The organism is Herpetosiphon sp. NSE202 (assembly GCF_042688385.1).
In the GTDB taxonomy this organism is placed as follows: Bacteria; Chloroflexota; Chloroflexia; order Chloroflexales; family Herpetosiphonaceae; genus Herpetosiphon.
Genome location: NZ_JBHUPY010000005.1, coordinates 139,003 through 154,025, shown reverse-complemented (window position 1 = coordinate 154,025; position 15,023 = coordinate 139,003). Strand labels below are relative to the sequence as shown.

Genomic DNA, 15,023 nt, shown 5'->3' with positions numbered 1-15,023 from the left:
GCCTTTTAATCTGAAGGCGTGGTTTTCGTTTAAAAGCCTTTTGGCTCACAAATTAGCAGCAAAACCCTGCAAGGTTCCCTACTATTCATGGCCTTCAGCCCCAACTACACTAATCCTATCGCCACTACTACATCACAGCCAAAAATTCCAATTTCGGATTGTTTGGAGGATTATTGTATGCACGCTGGAGCACGAACACTCAGTTTTTTAGGCTTGCTGGCTTTGATGTTCAATCTGGTTGGGCTGAACTTTGACCAAAGGCAATTTCAAGCCCAACTCAATAGTACCAACATAACAACCCAACTAGGCCTGATCAATCCCTCATTTGAAAATTCAACTCAAGGCTGGTTGACCAATGGTCCATGTAATATCACTACCAATGCAGGTTCGGCTATTCATGGCAACTGGTATCTGGTGGCTAATCGCAATAATACGGAAGCCTGTAGTTCGAGCTACCAAGATTTAGCCTACCCACTCCAAGCTAACTTTGCCTATCGTCTAGCTGTATGGGTGCGTTCGCCAAATGGTACGCCACTGTATGGCACGCTGGCATTATGGGGCATAGGCCCAACTTCGAATCAGAATAAACATACCCATTTCACCACCGTTGGCTCAGACTGGCAGTGTGTTGAAACCATATTTGTTCCAACCAACACATCTGCTAGCCTGCGAACTGAGTTTTATCTGCGCTCGAATAATGGTGATTATCATTTTGACGATGTGCAATTGAGTGATCAAACAAACCCACTTTGCCCCAGTATTCCGCTGCAAAATCCATCGTTTAAACAAGGGACGTTTGGCTGGTCACATTTTGGGCCATGTTATATTGGCACATCCTCAGGTTCGGCCTATGAGGGAAATCATTATCTTGTGGCCAATCGCAATGGCACTGAAACGTGTAGCTCCATTTACCAAGATCAGACCTATCCCGTCAAAGCAAACCGTACCTATCGACTTGCAATGTGGGTTCGTTCGTCAAATGGAAATCCGTTGAATGGCACGCTTACATTGTGGGGGCTTAACGACTTCCCACATGACAATAGCTCCACCAACTTCACCACTAGCGGGATTGGCTGGCAATGTGTTGAAACAGTGTTGCGCCCAACCTACAATCATCCAAAGTTCCGAGCTGAGTTTTATCTCAAATCGATGGGTGGTGATTATCATTTTGATTATGTCCAATTGAGTGAACAAGCAACCCCGCTTTGCCCTAACATTCCATTACGAAACCCATCAATTGAACAAGCAACAGATGGCTGGTTACCATCTGGGCCTTGCTATATGAATCGTGGCATAAATGCCGCCTTTGAAGGCACTGGCTATCTCGTGGCCAATCGTAATGGTTCGCTCAACTGCAGCTCGGTTATTCAAGACATCCAAGTTGATAATTATCCTGTCAAAGCCAATCGCACGTATCGGCTTGCAACATGGATTCGCTCGCCAAACGGTATAGCATTGAATGGAACAATAAAATTGTGGGGGCAGGGGAATTGGCCAGACGAAAATGGCTCCGCCAATTTCACCACTAGCGGCACTGGCTGGCAATGTGTCGAGGCAGTTTTACAGTCCACAAACGATCATCCAAAGTTCAGGGTTGAGTTCGCGCTACAAGCGTTGAACAGCGATTATCATTTCGATGCGGTAGCTGTTCGTGAGCAGGCAACGCCTATTTGCCCCTAAGCGCAAAGATTAATCGTTAGCTTTGACGAGCGCAGTTGTTAACGACTGCGTTCGTTTTATGTTGAGTGTTGCTCGATGAGATGGCGGGCAAAGCTCAGCAAATCGGGCACAATCAAATCGGGGGTATGCTGCGAGGCTTCAGTGGTAGCTTGGGGGCGTTTAACCCAGGCTGCATGCAACCCAGCAAGCTGCGCACCTTGAACATCGCGCAATAAATTATCGCCAATATACCAAGTTTTGGTTGCTGAGGCTGGCACTTGCGCCAAAGCATGGGCAAACAAACGAGGGTCGGGCTTGCGATAGGCATAATCCGAGGAAATGATCATTGGCGCAAAATACTCGCCTATGCCTAGTTCAGCCAATTCGGCCAGCACAATCACCCGTTGAGCATCGGAAACAATGCCAAGTTGGTAGTGCTGGCGCAAAAGTTCCAGGGCTTGCTTGGTTTCGGGGAAAAGCCGCAGATGTTTGATGCTCAGCACCCGCAATAATTGGGTCATGCTCACCGCCTCAGCTGAATCAAGCCCAAACTCGGCCAGCAAACTAGCCCAAACCCGCTCTGTTTGCCATTCAGGATAGCGTTCGTGAGCTGGCAAATTGGCTTGCATCGCCGCAAAATAATGCTTATGTAAAGTCTCAGCAGTACAAGCCACGCCCCGATAGCGCAACCATTGGGCCAAATGCTGCCATAGCGCTGGTTGATGCTCATCGGTGTGCACATCAACCAGCGTGCCATAGACATCAAACAAGACTAGCGGACGACCAGACATGCCTGCGCCTCCGCCACTAAGCGTTGGCGATAGTCCCAGCTAAACCATTCGTTACGGGCAATCCTCAGCAAATAGCAGCCCATATAAAATTGGCCACGCTGAGTAAACGAAGCAAATTCGGCCTGATCAAAATCGTTCAACAAGCCATAACGATCATAGACCCGACGAATCAGCCACTCGGCAGCGGTTGCATCACCAAGCATGTTGAAGAAGGCATGCTTCAATTCAGCCACCATACAGCCAATATCAATCGCTGGATCATCGTGGCGGGATCGCTCCCAATCGATTAATGCAAGCTCATCGGGGGCGGTAAACAGCATATTGGCTGGCGTTGCATCGCCATGAATCATCGAGCGCAAGCCTTGTTCTAGCTCGCCGCTGTTGGCCCAATGGGCTTGCAGCATGCGCAAATTAGCCAATGCAGCATGGTTGAGCAAGCCTTGGCCACGCAATTGGCGCAGCAATTTCTCCCAATATTCCCATGCATTGGTTGAATCAATGCTATCGGTGGTGGCAGTACGACGGTGCAAGGTGGCCAGCCAGCCAGTCATCGTATCGACATAGGCCATCAACGGACCTAAATTGCGGGTTTGCAAGGTGGTTTCGAGAATCGTGCCCCAACTTTGGCCTGGCAACCATTCAGTAATTAGCAACAGGCGCTCAGGGTCGGTGGCTAATGGGCGGGGCACAAGATAGGGGGCTTGGGCAAAACCAAGCGCGTGCAATTGGGCCAAAGTGGTGGCTTCGCGGTTCAATAAGACCCGCGAATAGGCTGGCAAAAAGCGCCGACCATCTAAGCCAGTTTTATGCTCAAACGACTTAATAACCACATGGACTCCGCTATGCGCCTCGTGCACGCGCTGCACACTGGGAGTATTCATAATTGGTTCGACATTGAACGTTGGATGTAACGTGAAAATCCCCAAACTTGGCAGGGCTTGATCACGTAGCGCAGGAAATGCGCGATGATCTGAGAGCAGCATGATCGTCATCGTTCGCCCGCTCCTTCCTTTATACGAGTTCCACCACCATTGGTTATGCGGCTCACATTGCCGCGCAGTGGGGAATGGCTAGAATGTACAGCGCCTAACTTTCACACGACTTTACGATTGATAGCCTCTTGAGCAATGGTTGAATAGATGCTGCTTGCTCACAGTATAGTTAGGGCTTTTTAATTATGTGTAAACGTTTACAAATACTAACATAGCTAGCTAGCGTTGTTAATCACAGTCAAGGGAGTAGAAAAAGGTGATTAAGCCTGCTATTCAGAGGTGATTAACTATCCCCTGTAGGAGTTATTAATCACCTCGCTTGGCTTTGATTAATATTAAAAAAGCAACCCTTAAATTACTATCGGGTAATGAATGGAGATTTTGCCCATGTGGAATTTTATTCGAGCGTCTCATGCAATCTATTGGCAGATTTACGCGCAATTAATTGAAGTGGCACAAGTTCTGTAAACAGAAAACGAAAACTTCCACAACGTTCGAGAATTTGCGGCCCATACAATGCCAATATCCAGCGCCAGTAGGCCGATAAACCAGCTTGTTCGCTTGCGCGCACTTCGCCGCCCCGAGCAATAAAATCAGCGGTCAATGAGCTTAGCACGCTATTGGCTTCTGGTTCGCTTGGCTCAATTGTTTGCAACCAATGGCGATAAAACGTAGCCCATGGATTATCGTTTTGTTGCCACCATGGCGAGCGTTCTGCTGGCACGGTTGGTGCTGTTAGGCCTTGCCACGCTTCTTGGTAGCTATGCGCAATAATCAATGGTTGTTGAATGCCCAAACTACCAGCCGTCATTGGCCAATGAAACCAAGCCTCTGGCAATTGCACACTACTCTGCAAACGCTGACGAATCAAATTGCCAACATAGGCCACCATGCTGCCTTGTTGGATAACTTGTTGGCCATAACGCCATAAGGTTGTGCGCACCTGCTCCCTATGACTGGCTCCAAGGTTGACCCGTAGGCCAATCGCTTGGCATAGGTAGCTGCAAGCCCCATTATACACCTCAATTTTATTAAGAATTGCAGGTGTATTCGTGATCGCTTGGGTGGTTTGGTTAATATATTCGCCAATCAAGCTTTGATCAAGTTGCCATACACCGCGCTGATCGAGGGTCAGAAAGAGCCAATGTGGCGCTTGCTGCGGCAATTCGCTTGGCAATTGGCCATTAATCGCGATTGCTCCAGTTTTTTGCTGATTCAAAGCCAAGCCACAGCTCGCACACCATGTTTGCAAGGCCTGCCAAGCTTTGACTAGCTCATCAGGATCAGTCGCAATAATCGTCAGATCATCAACGAAGCGCACGATTTGCACATGAGCATGCAATTCAAGATACTGCTCCAGCAAACGCAAGACCAATTCGCCTAAGATGTCTGAAATTGGCCGATGATTGGGCAGGCCAACCTGCTGCTTGGTCGCTTGCTGATTGACCTGCAACGGCACAGCCATATACTCAGCAAAAAAGCCAAGTTGCTGCTCGTTCAGCCCCATGCGCTGCAAAATATCCAACACAAATTGCTGATTGAGCGAAGGATAATAATCGCGAAAATCCGTTTTGAGCACATAGATTGGTTGATCGGGAGTGGCATGCAGGCCAAGCTGAATTTCGGCGTTGATCAAACGCAGCGCAATTTCAAGATTGTGTTCATATTGCGCATCATATTCGGCCAATTGGCTCCACTGTTGCAAGCGCTGAATTTCGCTGGCCCGACTGGCAAAAATTGAACTGGAATTGCCATATAACTCAAGGTGTTCAGCTGCATTGTGGGCGAGCGGGCGGCGCAGGCTATGCCACAAATTGACACTTTTAGCCAGCGTGTAGCTTTCACCAATCAGCTTGTTCAAATTGCGATCGTAGCCGCGATCTTGGGCGATGCGCTTGAGTTTTTTCAAGGGCAACGTAGCATTGAGCTGGCAGAATTTGGCAAAATAGCTTTGCCACTGCTCGGCAACCAAGTAATGCAAACATGCGGTCACGAGATCTTCTTGCAAAAACAAGCGCCATTTGGTCCGCGCATATTGGGCTACTGCGGTAACGCCAGCCTTGGGCCAGCGCCAACTGCCTAAATGCTCACGCAGTAGCAGCAAAGCATCGGCTAATTCTTTGAGCATAATCGGATCGCTCAAGATTTGGCGCGCCTCGGCCCGCGTCGCGGCGCTATAAAAGCTATCGTTGGCAATTCGCCGCAACATCGCAGCGCGCAAATCATCATCAAGCAATACAGGCTCAGCATGCAGCATGTTGGTTAATTCGGCGCGGCTTTCAGGATCAAGCTGATCGTGAAAAATACGATCGAGGACTGGCCCGTGCTTGGTTGCCATGCCAGGCTGATTAATGTGTTCGACCAAGCGCTGGGCTTGCTCAGCGTGTGGCGCGTTAACCTCGGCATGATCAAGCCACTCTTGAAAGACTGCGCCAAATATCGAGACCAATTCAGCGCGCAACTGGCCGCTAGCCAATTCACGCTCAAGCTCAGCCGACCACCAAGCGGTTAATTCAGGGCTAGCAGGCGTAGCCGGATCGCTCAATAAACGCATGTTGCGAATGCTCGGGTGCAGCGGCTGTTTGGCAAAGGTTAATTGCTGCAATCGCTCCTGCAGGAGCTTAATGCGGGCATGGGGTTCTTCAAGTATGGCTAGTTGTTGGCTAATTTCAGCATAGGTTGCAAGGGCTTGCTCACGTTGCAAGCCCAACTCACGCAATTTAATTGCAGTTACCAATTGTTCCGTTGCAGTTAACATCAGTGCCTCCAGCAAGGAGCCACATTCTGCTAGCTTTTGTGCATTAATTCGCTCAATGCGGCAAAACTTTGCGAGCGTTCAGCAAAAACATAGTGCACCGGCAAAACCGTAATCCCACTTGAACCAATCGAACGCAGGTGATCGATGGCTGGCAGAATGTTGGCGCTATCGACAACCAACGACACTGCATACCAGCCGTCGCCACCATCGCGGCTCCACACTGGCGAAACCGTTGGGCCTTGCAAGCCAGCCAAGGCTGGATGCGCGACCACCCGCGCGCCAACATCGGCGACATCTGCGCCTGGCACATTGGCAATTAGCGAAACATAAGTTTTGGCGCGATGGCGAGCTTCGATCAGCTCTAAAATCGATTGCACAACTCGTTGTTTTTGTGAACTTTCGCGCAGTGAGCGCCGATTGGCAATTAATGCAGCTTGCGCTTGCAGAATCGTGCCTCCTTGAATCATCTTGAGATGATTATCGCGGAGGGTTGTCCCAGTGGCTGTCAAATCGGCAATGATATCTGCATAGCCCAACGAGGGCGCGGCTTCGGTCGCTCCTTGCGAGTCGATCAAAGCAAAGACGTTGATGCCTTGTTGGTGGCACCATTGGCGCACCAAATTGGGAAACTTGGTCGCAATCCGCAGTTGGCGGCCAGAGCGCGCATACTCTGCTGCCAAGTCGGCCACATCGCGCCATGACGTTACGTCAATCCAATGATCAGGCACGGCCAGCACCAAATCGCAATAGCCAAAGCCCAAATCTTTGTAAACCACCACCAGATCATCGCTCTCGCCGCCCAGTTCCTCGACCAGATCGTAGCCGCTTACGCCCAAATCGATCGAGCCTTCGGCGACTTTCTCGACAATATCAGGCACACGATTCAACAAAACCTCAACCTCGGGCAAGGCTTTAATCGAAGCAGTGTAGCGACGAGGATTTGGCCGCGAGATTTTCAGGCCACAGCTTTCAAAAAAGCGAAACGTATCATCAGCAAGAGCACCTTTGGAAGGCACAGCAAAACGTAGCATTAGCGCGTTATCTCCACAGTCCATTCAGCAGTGACATCGGGCAGATTAACCCGCCGCACTTGCATTTCGATCTTCCAGCGCCCAACCAAGCTTAGCGCTCCCGAAGTTGCGCTGTAGAGTCCATCAGCATCGGCTTCGAGAATTGCCACTTGTTGACCAGCTTCGAGATCAAGCGATTCAAAGCGTAAGCGTACCCGATCTGGCTGAATTACGCCATTCGCATCGCTAACGCCAGCACTAAATCGACGCTCACCTGGGCGGTTATCATCAATATAAAGGATCATGGTCAAGCCGTCTTGCTGGGCGGTAAGATTGAAGGGCTGAGCCACACGCGGCGTTGGTGTGGGCAAGGTTGGCTGGGCGGTTCCACCTGCACTGGGAGCGGCTTTAACCGGATGTGGCGTTTGGGTCAAAGCGCTGGCAACCAAAATCACGCCAATGGCCAATGTGCTTTCTAAGCCCAAGGTCAGACCAATCTTAACCGCAGTTGCTTGATCTTTGGCAGCTTGCAAGCGCGGATTAAGCTTGCGCCAATGCCAAAAACCGAGCAAGAGCGTGGCGACCATCACCACCAGCTTGACCAACAAGGTTTGGCCGTAGCGCGATTCCCACAAACCAGCCAAAGTTGGCAGTTGGTCGAAGGTGCGCATCGTACCTGTCAGCACCACCAAGGCAATGCTAAACAAAGCCAATGGGCTAAAGCGGGCAATTAGCCAAGCTAAAGCGCTATTGCGGGCTGCGGCTTCGGTTTTGCGCAAGACCCAAGCACTCAACGCCATGCCAATCAAGCCGCCAAACCAAACCGCAGCCGTGAGCATATGCAGCCAATCTGAGGCCACCGGCGTAATTGGATCGTCGATATTGGCCGCAGCATGGCCGCTCATACTAAACGTCAACAAACTTAAACAAGCCAAGCCCAAGGCCAAATAGCCCATTGGCTTGCGATAGGCAGCCAAGAAGGTCAACGGAATTAAGAGCGTGATTGCAACCAAGCGAATCAACGCCAAAATGCCCCAACGGCTAATTGCCATCGACGACAGCACATCAGCATATTGAATTGAGGCCAAAGTGCCATCGCCAAAATCGCTGGCCCGCACCACAAATTCCCAAATTGAACCAATCAGCAATAAGACCAAGCTGAATTGCGTGAGCCAAATTGTTGGCCGCAGCAGCAACGGTAAGCGTGATTCAGGATTGTGCTGAATCGCTGGCAAGAGCAAAATCAACAACCACGCCAAGCCACCGATTGCCCCCAAACCGCCAGTTAAGGCGATTGAGCGGCCACTCACCACGCCCCAACTGAGGCCAGCATCAGCAGTTGCACTGACTTCGACCGATGGCGCGGTTGGTACGGTTCCGGTGCCGATGCTAAACAGCAATGAGCCAGCAGAACGGTGGCCGTCGGCAGTCGAAAGCACCTTGTAAATTAAGGTGTATTCGCCTGGGCGCAGCTCGGCAGGCAAGGCCACCTGCATACCATCGGCGGCGGGAAAGGTGGTTTGCTCAAGCCCAATTGGCTGCGATTGCTCATTGTAGAGCGTCAGCGAGCTATAACTTTGGTCAAGCGGCTCGCTAAATCGCAGCACAACCTCGGCTGGCGCAACATCGAGCGCCGCGCCATCAACAATGCTGCTCTCGATAACCAACGCATGCGCCGCCGCCACGCTTGGCCACAAACAGAGCAAAAAAACAGCTAAAACTAAAATCCGCTTCATATCTATCGTTCCTTATCGGTTGCACAAACTGAATCGTAGAGTTCAATTATGGGTTGTATCATAAGTATGGCTTAGGTGTACGTTCAGTCGTTCAGATCCTCTCTCCCCAACCCCTCTCCCACGTGGTCGGCGAGGGGCTTTAATCGCGTGGTTCTACCGCAATTCTTCATTGAAAACGGCGGCTCCCCCTCGCAAGCGTGCAGTGGGAGAGGGGGCTGAATTTTAAGACGATCCCCTCTCCCCAACCCCCCGCCCGTGGCGCGGGCGAGGGGCTTTAATCGCGTGGTTCTACCGCAATTCTTCATTGAAAACGGCGGCTCCCCCTCGCCCACGTTTTCGTGGGAGAGGGAGTTGGGGGGTGAGGGGATCAACGCAAACACCGATCCCCAACCCCAATAGTAAAAAAGCGTGCTAGGCCTAAACCTAGCACGCTGGAGCATCGAGAATACTCGTTTAGGCACGGACTGAGCGGCGGCGCAAAGCCACGCCAGCAGCCATGAAAATGATGATTGCGGCCAGCAGCATGCCAACGTTGAAGCCATTGCTGCCAGTTGCTGGCAAGCCTGGGGTGTGATGATCTGGTTGAGCAGGAGTTGGCACGGCTGCATCGCCCACAGCAAAGCCAATTGCGCCAGTTACTTCGTGGCCATCGCTGCCGGTAACCGACCAACTAACCGTGTAGCTGCCAGTGCTCAAGCCCGATTTCAACGAAACGCGCATGGTTTTGCGCTCAAGATCAGCCAAATCAACCCGACCATCGCCAGTATCAACAACTGCGCCGCTAGCATCGGTGACGCTTAATTTCACGCCTTCCGATTCCAACTCATCATTGAAGGTCAAAACGACTTCGCTTGGCGCGCTTGCCAATTTCGAGCCATCGGCAGGAGTTGAACTAACTAATTTGGAGTGCGCTGAACTGACCCCAGGCTGAGCAAAAATAATCACCAACGCCAGCAAAGCAATTAAACGTTTCATTATGCAAATCCTTAGTTGCAGCAGATCACAGCGATCTGCCAAAAAATGCAAAACCGATCAAACGAAATTTATGAAGCATTGCAACCAAGGTTGCGTGGTGGCGGAGCAATCGGACGTTCAATCCACGAGCGGCCAATCATGCCTAAATCGCGGTACACCCAACGCGCAATCCGCATTGAAACGAGCAAAATCAGCATCGTTGCTAAAGCAAGCGGTACTTCATGGCCTTGCTCAAGCACACCCGAGCTGAACGGCGCTGGTTGGAGATGTTGAAAATCATCAATAATTAACTGAATTGGCTGTTGGTGATGATGCCCATGGTGGGCGATTAATGCGGTATCAGATTGAATCACTGCACAATACACAATACAGGCTAGCGCAATCCCATGAGTGAGGATCAAGCCAACCACGCTGCCGACAATCGGCAACCATGCCTGTTTATTGGTTAATCTGTGCCAGTGTTGCTTCATGAATTTAGCGCATCAACGTGGGAGTAGGCCCCGGTGAGATCAAACACAATTGGCGTTGCTCGGAAAGCTTGCCCGGCCCCCACCATGCCTTGACGCGGGCGATAATCGTAATAATTTCGTCTTCGCTGAGTTGCGAGCCAAAGGCTGGCATTGAATTTTTGCCATCGCGAATCAACGAAATTAATTCCCAATCGGGGTGGGAATAGGCATGCATGCCATCGTTGAGCGCAGGAAACGGCCCCATGCCCTCGCCACTTTGGCCATGACAATTGGCGCAATATTGGCCAAATAAGGCTTGGCCGCTGGCTAATTTCTCGCCAAAAGCTGGCTCGATATAGGGCACGGCTGGCTCGCCTGTGGTCAGGGTTGCTTGTTGGGCAACCTCGCCACAAGCAATCAAGCCTGGAATTACAATGCTCAACAACAAGCCAATTAATCGCCAGCGCTTAAACTTAGGTTGCATGGGAATCCGACTCCAGCGCTGCCTTGCGCAACATCCGATTGCGTAACGCAGCCAAGGTAATTAAGATTGCGAGCACAATGATTGGTACCATGTAAAGAATGACGTTGAGCCAGCGCATAATGCCACCAGCAACATTAACCGTTGTGCGAAATTCTTGGGTTTGGCCTGCTTCAGTCAAGCGCAGCAAAAATTGCCACTCGCCGCTGCGCGAAAAATCAAGATCGTGCGAGCCATAAATTGCATCTTCTGGGCGGCTTTCGGGCGCTGGCGCATAGCTAAATTCCTCGCCATCGGGGTCAATTAAGACCAAGCTGATCGCATCGACTGGCAAGGCTGCAAAATCGCTGCTACTACGCACGGCAATGCTTGCATCGCCACGGCCAACGCTCATCGGCCCAGGAGCCAATGAAACGACGACAAAATATTGATTACGGGTTTCACTGATGACGTAATTTCCGCCATGGGCTGCTGCTAGATTTGTCCACCACAAACTAGCCAACACCACCCAACAAACCACCAAACCTAGGCGTTTCAGCATAGAGTGTATCACAATCTTTGGCCGGATAGTGTGGTAGTTTCTTAACCAACAGTCTCAACAATGCGCACTGCCCCACCATCATCGACCAACTGATCCAAGCGAATCGATAAAATTTTCGAGGCTCCATCAGGATTCATTGTAACGCCATAAAGAGTTGAAGCCGCTTCTACAGTACCACGATTATGCGTCACCAACACAAATTGGGTGTGTTGGCTCATCTCCAGCAATTGTTCACGAAGTCGCACAACATTGGCTTCATCCAAGGCTGCGTCAACTTCGTCCATCACGCAAAACGGCGTGGGATTAACTTTTAACAAGGCAACCAGCAAAGCCACCGCCGTCAACGAACGCTCGCCACCAGAGAGCAACGATAGCGGTTGGCGGCGCTTGCCTGGCGGCTGGGCGATAATATCAATCCCACTTTCGCTACTATTTGGGTCGTTCAAAATCAACTGCGCCGTCCCACCGCCAAACAAACGGGTAAAAGCTTGGCTAAATTCCTCGGCTACCGCGCTAAATGTTTGGGCAAAACGGCTGTTCATGGCTGTTTCAAGCTCGTTAATCAACTCGCGCAAGCCATCAGCAGCGTGGCGAATATCCCGCACTTGCTCGGTTAAGAATTGATGGCGTTCACCAAGCTCGGTGTATTCTTGCGGCGCAAGCGGGTTAATTGTGCCCATACGCCGCAATTTATTGCGCAATTGATCAATCTGCTCGTTGAGGGCTTGGGCAGAAAGTTCAGCTTGCTCGAATTCAGCAGTTTGGTTCAAATCCAGCTGCTCAATATCGATATTTTCCTCGGCGCAACGCTCCCAGACATGATCGCGGCGGGTATTGGCGCTAGCCACTTGGCTTTCGGCGCGGCTGAGGCTGGCTTGAGCTTGAACAAAGGCTTGCGATGCTGCTCGTTCATGCTGCTCTGCTTGCTGCAATGCTCCATTAATGCGATTGAGCGCTGCGAGCAATGGCGCTTGTTCAGCGTTGGCAGCTTCGCGTTGGGCGCTGGCTTGCTGGCGACGCTCAGCTAAAACGACGCTCTGCGCTTCAGTCAAGGCCAATTGCTCGGCCAATTCGTGTTGGCGTTGTTGATCATCGCGGCTGCGCCGAACCAAGCCATCGATCAGCTGCTGTTGATCGCGTTGAGCGCGTTGAGTCGCTTGCAAGGTTGCATCGCTCGACACAATCGCGGCGCGGGCAGCAGCAACCCGCTCTTCGCTGGCCCGACTGGCATCAGCCGCCGTTTCGGCCTGATTGCGCGCGGCAGCAACCGCGCTTTCATGCTCGGCAACAAAGGTTTGATGGCGCTCAATTTCAGCTTGGCTGGCAGCGATTTGCTCGCTAAGGCTGGATTGCTCTTGCTGAACATTGGTGCTGCGTAGCGCTTGCCATTGGTGCTCTTGCTCAATTTGTTGCAGGCCACGTTGGCGTTGGGCAAGGCTATCGCGGGCTTTTTCCATGGCACTACGATTGGTGCGCCGCACATGGTCTGCCTCGCGGACAGCTTTTTCAGCAGCACCAATCGTGTCAATCGCTTGTTTAAGGGTTTGTTCGTTGTTGGCAAGTTGCTTTTGCGCGCTGGCAAGTTGGGTTGGCAACTCGCGCAATTCACGTTCGCGGCGCAACGTGCCAGCTTCACGGGTTTTGGCCCCGCCAGTCATGGCCCCCGATGAGCCAACTTGCTCGCCGCCAAGCGTCACAATCGTCCAACCACCATCCAATTCGGCCAAAATGCGGCGCGCTGTAGCTAAATCTTCGACCACAATTGTGCGGCCAAGCAGGTGCTGAACTGCGCGCTCATAGTTTTCTGCATAGTTGACTAACTCGCTGGCAACACCCAAAACGCCCTTGGCTTGAGGAATGCGGCTTGGGCGCGGCGAGCGCAGGCTATCCAAGGGCAAGAAGGTCGCGCGGCCTGCATCTGTTCGTTTGAGTTCGGCAATCGCGGCTTCGGCATCGTCCCATTGCGACACGATAATATTTTGCAAGCGTGCGCCCAAGGCCACTTCCAAGGCAGTTTCTAGCTCGGCAGGCACTTCGATAACGCTAGCAACCACGGCAAATTGGCGTTGCTGTTTTTCGGCCCACTGCAAGGCGGCGCGCACCCCAGTAAACATGCCAGCGCCAGCAGCGGCAGTTCGGCGCAAAGCATCCAAGCGACTGTGCAAGGCATCGGCTTCGCGGCGGGCGTAAGCTACCGCTTCTTCGTGCTCACGGCGCAGATTGCGGGCTTCGAGCAAGCTTTTTTGGGCTGCTTCTTCATTAACTTGAGCTTGGTTAAATTCTAGCTCTGCTTGTTGATACAGCGCTTGGGCTTGCTCGTGCTGAGTTTGGGCCTGCTGAATGAGCTCTTGGCTAGCGGCAAGTTTTTGTTGATTAGCGGCTAATTCGTTGGCCAAAGCTTGCCAGCGCTCGTGCTGGAGCTTGGCGCGCTGCTCGGCCTCGTTCAAGGCTTTGCTAGCTTGCAAGGCGGCTGCTTCAGCCTGTTTCAGCGCCTGCTCTGCTTCGCGGCGAGTAGCAATTGTGGCTTGTTCGCCTGCTTCAATCGTACTCAGCGCTTGGCGTTGAGCCAGCAAGGCAGCCTGCGCTTGGGCAGCTTGTTCAGCCAATTCAAGGGTGCGAGCCTGGGCTTGATTTTGCTCGTGCTCAAAGGTTTGTTGGCGCTCGTTGGCTTCATCGCGGCGCGTAATCAGCGCTTGTTGGCGCTCGCTCAAAACCGCCCATTCACGCTCGATCGTTTCCCATTCACGTTCAAATTGGGCTAATTGCTGTTGTTGTTGTTCGACAACCTGCTGCTGAGCATCACGCTGCTGGCGAAGTTCACCAAGCTGAATTTCGCTTTGTGAATGTTCAGTTTGAGCGTGGGCCAAGGCTTGTTCGGCAGCAGCAAAGGTTGTTTCTGCTTGGGCTACCAGGCTTTGGGCTGCTTGCCACTGACGGCGATAGGCCACGAGTAAGGCTTGCTGCAAGGCAGTTTCAATTTCGTGCACTTGCTCAGCTTCGCGGGCTTGGCGGCGTAGCACCTTCAAACGTGGCTCAATTTCGGCCAAGGTGTCTAAGATACGGCCCAAATTTTCTTCGGTTTGTTTAAGCCGCCGTTCGGCCTCGGCACGTTTGCTAACCGAAAGGCTAATCGAGGCCGCATCTTCAAATAAGCTGCGGCGCTCTTCTGGGCGTAAGGTCAGGGCTGCATCAACAAGTCCTTGATTAATCAGGGTATAACTTGAAGCCAAGGGCGAGGTGGCCTCTTGAATGTCGCGCAAACGAACTTTATTTTTATTCAAGAAATATTCGTTCTCGCCAGACCGAAACGAGCGGCGCATAATCGTCACTTCGTTGAAATCGAGCGGCAAAGTCCGATCGGTATTATCAATCGTCAGCGCTACTTCGGCCATGCCTTGGGCGGCGCGTTTGCCACCGCCACTGTAAATCAAGTCCTCAGTACGGCGACAGCGCAAGGCCGAAAAACTTTGCTCGCCCAGCACCCAGCGAATTGCATCGGTGACGTTGGATTTGCCGCTGCCATTTGGGCCAACAATCGCAGTCACGCCCAAGGGAAACTCAATCACTGTACGATTGGCAAAAGTCTTAAATCCCTGAATTTCAAGTCGTTTGAGATACATGCAAAACCCTA

Annotated in this window: 11 protein-coding genes; 1 reads left to right on the top strand and 10 read right to left on the bottom strand. The window is 51.8% G+C overall.

The window, feature by feature from the left end:
* Positions 1-177: 177 nt before the first annotated feature.
* The gene (locus tag ACFMKP_RS06750) at positions 178-1,680 is read left to right on the top strand and encodes a carbohydrate binding domain-containing protein (RefSeq protein ID WP_382290237.1); all 1,503 of its coding nucleotides are present in this window, start codon (positions 178-180) and stop codon (positions 1,678-1,680) included.
* Between the two features lie 56 nt (positions 1,681-1,736).
* Here ACFMKP_RS06750 and ACFMKP_RS06745 read toward each other — a convergent pair whose 3' ends face one another.
* The 10 genes from ACFMKP_RS06745 to smc all read right to left on the bottom strand — a co-directional run bounded on the left by ACFMKP_RS06745 (position 1,737) and on the right by smc (position 15,012).
* On the bottom strand, positions 1,737-2,450 hold the full coding sequence (locus ACFMKP_RS06745; RefSeq protein WP_382290235.1) for an HAD family hydrolase: 714 nt from the start codon (positions 2,448-2,450) through the stop codon (positions 1,737-1,739).
* Complete coding sequence (locus ACFMKP_RS06740) at positions 2,432-3,442, bottom strand: aminoglycoside phosphotransferase family protein (RefSeq protein WP_382290233.1); 1,011 nt, start codon at positions 3,440-3,442, stop codon at positions 2,432-2,434. The genes ACFMKP_RS06745 and ACFMKP_RS06740 overlap by 19 nt, the downstream gene beginning before the upstream one ends.
* Positions 3,443-3,839: 397 nt before the next feature.
* Positions 3,840-6,200, bottom strand: coding sequence for a reverse transcriptase domain-containing protein (locus ACFMKP_RS06735; RefSeq protein ID WP_382290231.1), 2,361 nt, complete (start codon positions 6,198-6,200; stop codon positions 3,840-3,842).
* Between the two features lie 29 nt (positions 6,201-6,229).
* Complete coding sequence (gene hisG / locus ACFMKP_RS06730) at positions 6,230-7,231, bottom strand: ATP phosphoribosyltransferase (RefSeq protein ID WP_382290229.1); 1,002 nt, start codon at positions 7,229-7,231, stop codon at positions 6,230-6,232.
* Complete coding sequence (locus ACFMKP_RS06725; protein ID WP_382290227.1) at positions 7,231-8,946, bottom strand: copper resistance CopC/CopD family protein; 1,716 nt, start codon at positions 8,944-8,946, stop codon at positions 7,231-7,233. The genes hisG and ACFMKP_RS06725 overlap by 1 nt, the downstream gene beginning before the upstream one ends.
* 453 nt (positions 8,947-9,399) lie before the next feature.
* Positions 9,400-9,921: a copper resistance protein CopC gene (locus tag ACFMKP_RS06720; RefSeq protein WP_382290225.1), complete on the bottom strand. Its 522-nt coding sequence runs from the start codon at positions 9,919-9,921 to the stop codon at positions 9,400-9,402.
* Positions 9,922-9,989: 68 nt separating this feature from the next.
* Positions 9,990-10,391, bottom strand: a complete 402-nt coding sequence (locus ACFMKP_RS06715; RefSeq protein WP_382290223.1) for a hypothetical protein — start codon at positions 10,389-10,391, stop codon at positions 9,990-9,992.
* 4 nt (positions 10,392-10,395) lie between these two features.
* A complete protein-coding gene (locus tag ACFMKP_RS06710) occupies positions 10,396-10,854 on the bottom strand; it encodes a c-type cytochrome (protein ID WP_382290221.1) in 459 nt (152 codons plus the stop codon).
* The gene (locus ACFMKP_RS06705; RefSeq protein WP_382290219.1) at positions 10,844-11,392 is read right to left on the bottom strand and encodes a hypothetical protein; all 549 of its coding nucleotides are present in this window, start codon (positions 11,390-11,392) and stop codon (positions 10,844-10,846) included. Before ACFMKP_RS06705 ends, ACFMKP_RS06710 begins: the two co-directional genes overlap by 11 nt.
* A 41-nt stretch (positions 11,393-11,433) precedes the next feature.
* On the bottom strand, positions 11,434-15,012 hold the full coding sequence (gene smc / locus ACFMKP_RS06700) for a chromosome segregation protein SMC (protein ID WP_382290217.1): 3,579 nt from the start codon (positions 15,010-15,012) through the stop codon (positions 11,434-11,436).
* Positions 15,013-15,023 lie beyond the last annotated feature (11 nt).

Coding starts and splice junctions, on each gene's coding strand:
- ACFMKP_RS06750 (WP_382290237.1), top strand. CDS start 178: ATGCACGCTGGAGCACGAACACTCAGTTTTTTAGGCTTGCTGGCTTTG.
- ACFMKP_RS06745 (WP_382290235.1), bottom strand. CDS start 2,450: ATGTCTGGTCGTCCGCTAGTCTTGTTTGATGTCTATGGCACGCTGGTT.
- ACFMKP_RS06740 (WP_382290233.1), bottom strand. CDS start 3,442: ATGACGATCATGCTGCTCTCAGATCATCGCGCATTTCCTGCGCTACGT.
- ACFMKP_RS06735 (WP_382290231.1), bottom strand. CDS start 6,200: ATGTTAACTGCAACGGAACAATTGGTAACTGCAATTAAATTGCGTGAG.
- hisG (WP_382290229.1), bottom strand. CDS start 7,231: ATGCTACGTTTTGCTGTGCCTTCCAAAGGTGCTCTTGCTGATGATACG.
- ACFMKP_RS06725 (WP_382290227.1), bottom strand. CDS start 8,946: ATGAAGCGGATTTTAGTTTTAGCTGTTTTTTTGCTCTGTTTGTGGCCA.
- ACFMKP_RS06720 (WP_382290225.1), bottom strand. CDS start 9,921: ATGAAACGTTTAATTGCTTTGCTGGCGTTGGTGATTATTTTTGCTCAG.
- ACFMKP_RS06715 (WP_382290223.1), bottom strand. CDS start 10,391: ATGAAGCAACACTGGCACAGATTAACCAATAAACAGGCATGGTTGCCG.
- ACFMKP_RS06710 (WP_382290221.1), bottom strand. CDS start 10,854: ATGCAACCTAAGTTTAAGCGCTGGCGATTAATTGGCTTGTTGTTGAGC.
- ACFMKP_RS06705 (WP_382290219.1), bottom strand. CDS start 11,392: ATGCTGAAACGCCTAGGTTTGGTGGTTTGTTGGGTGGTGTTGGCTAGT.
- smc (WP_382290217.1), bottom strand. CDS start 15,012: ATGTATCTCAAACGACTTGAAATTCAGGGATTTAAGACTTTTGCCAAT.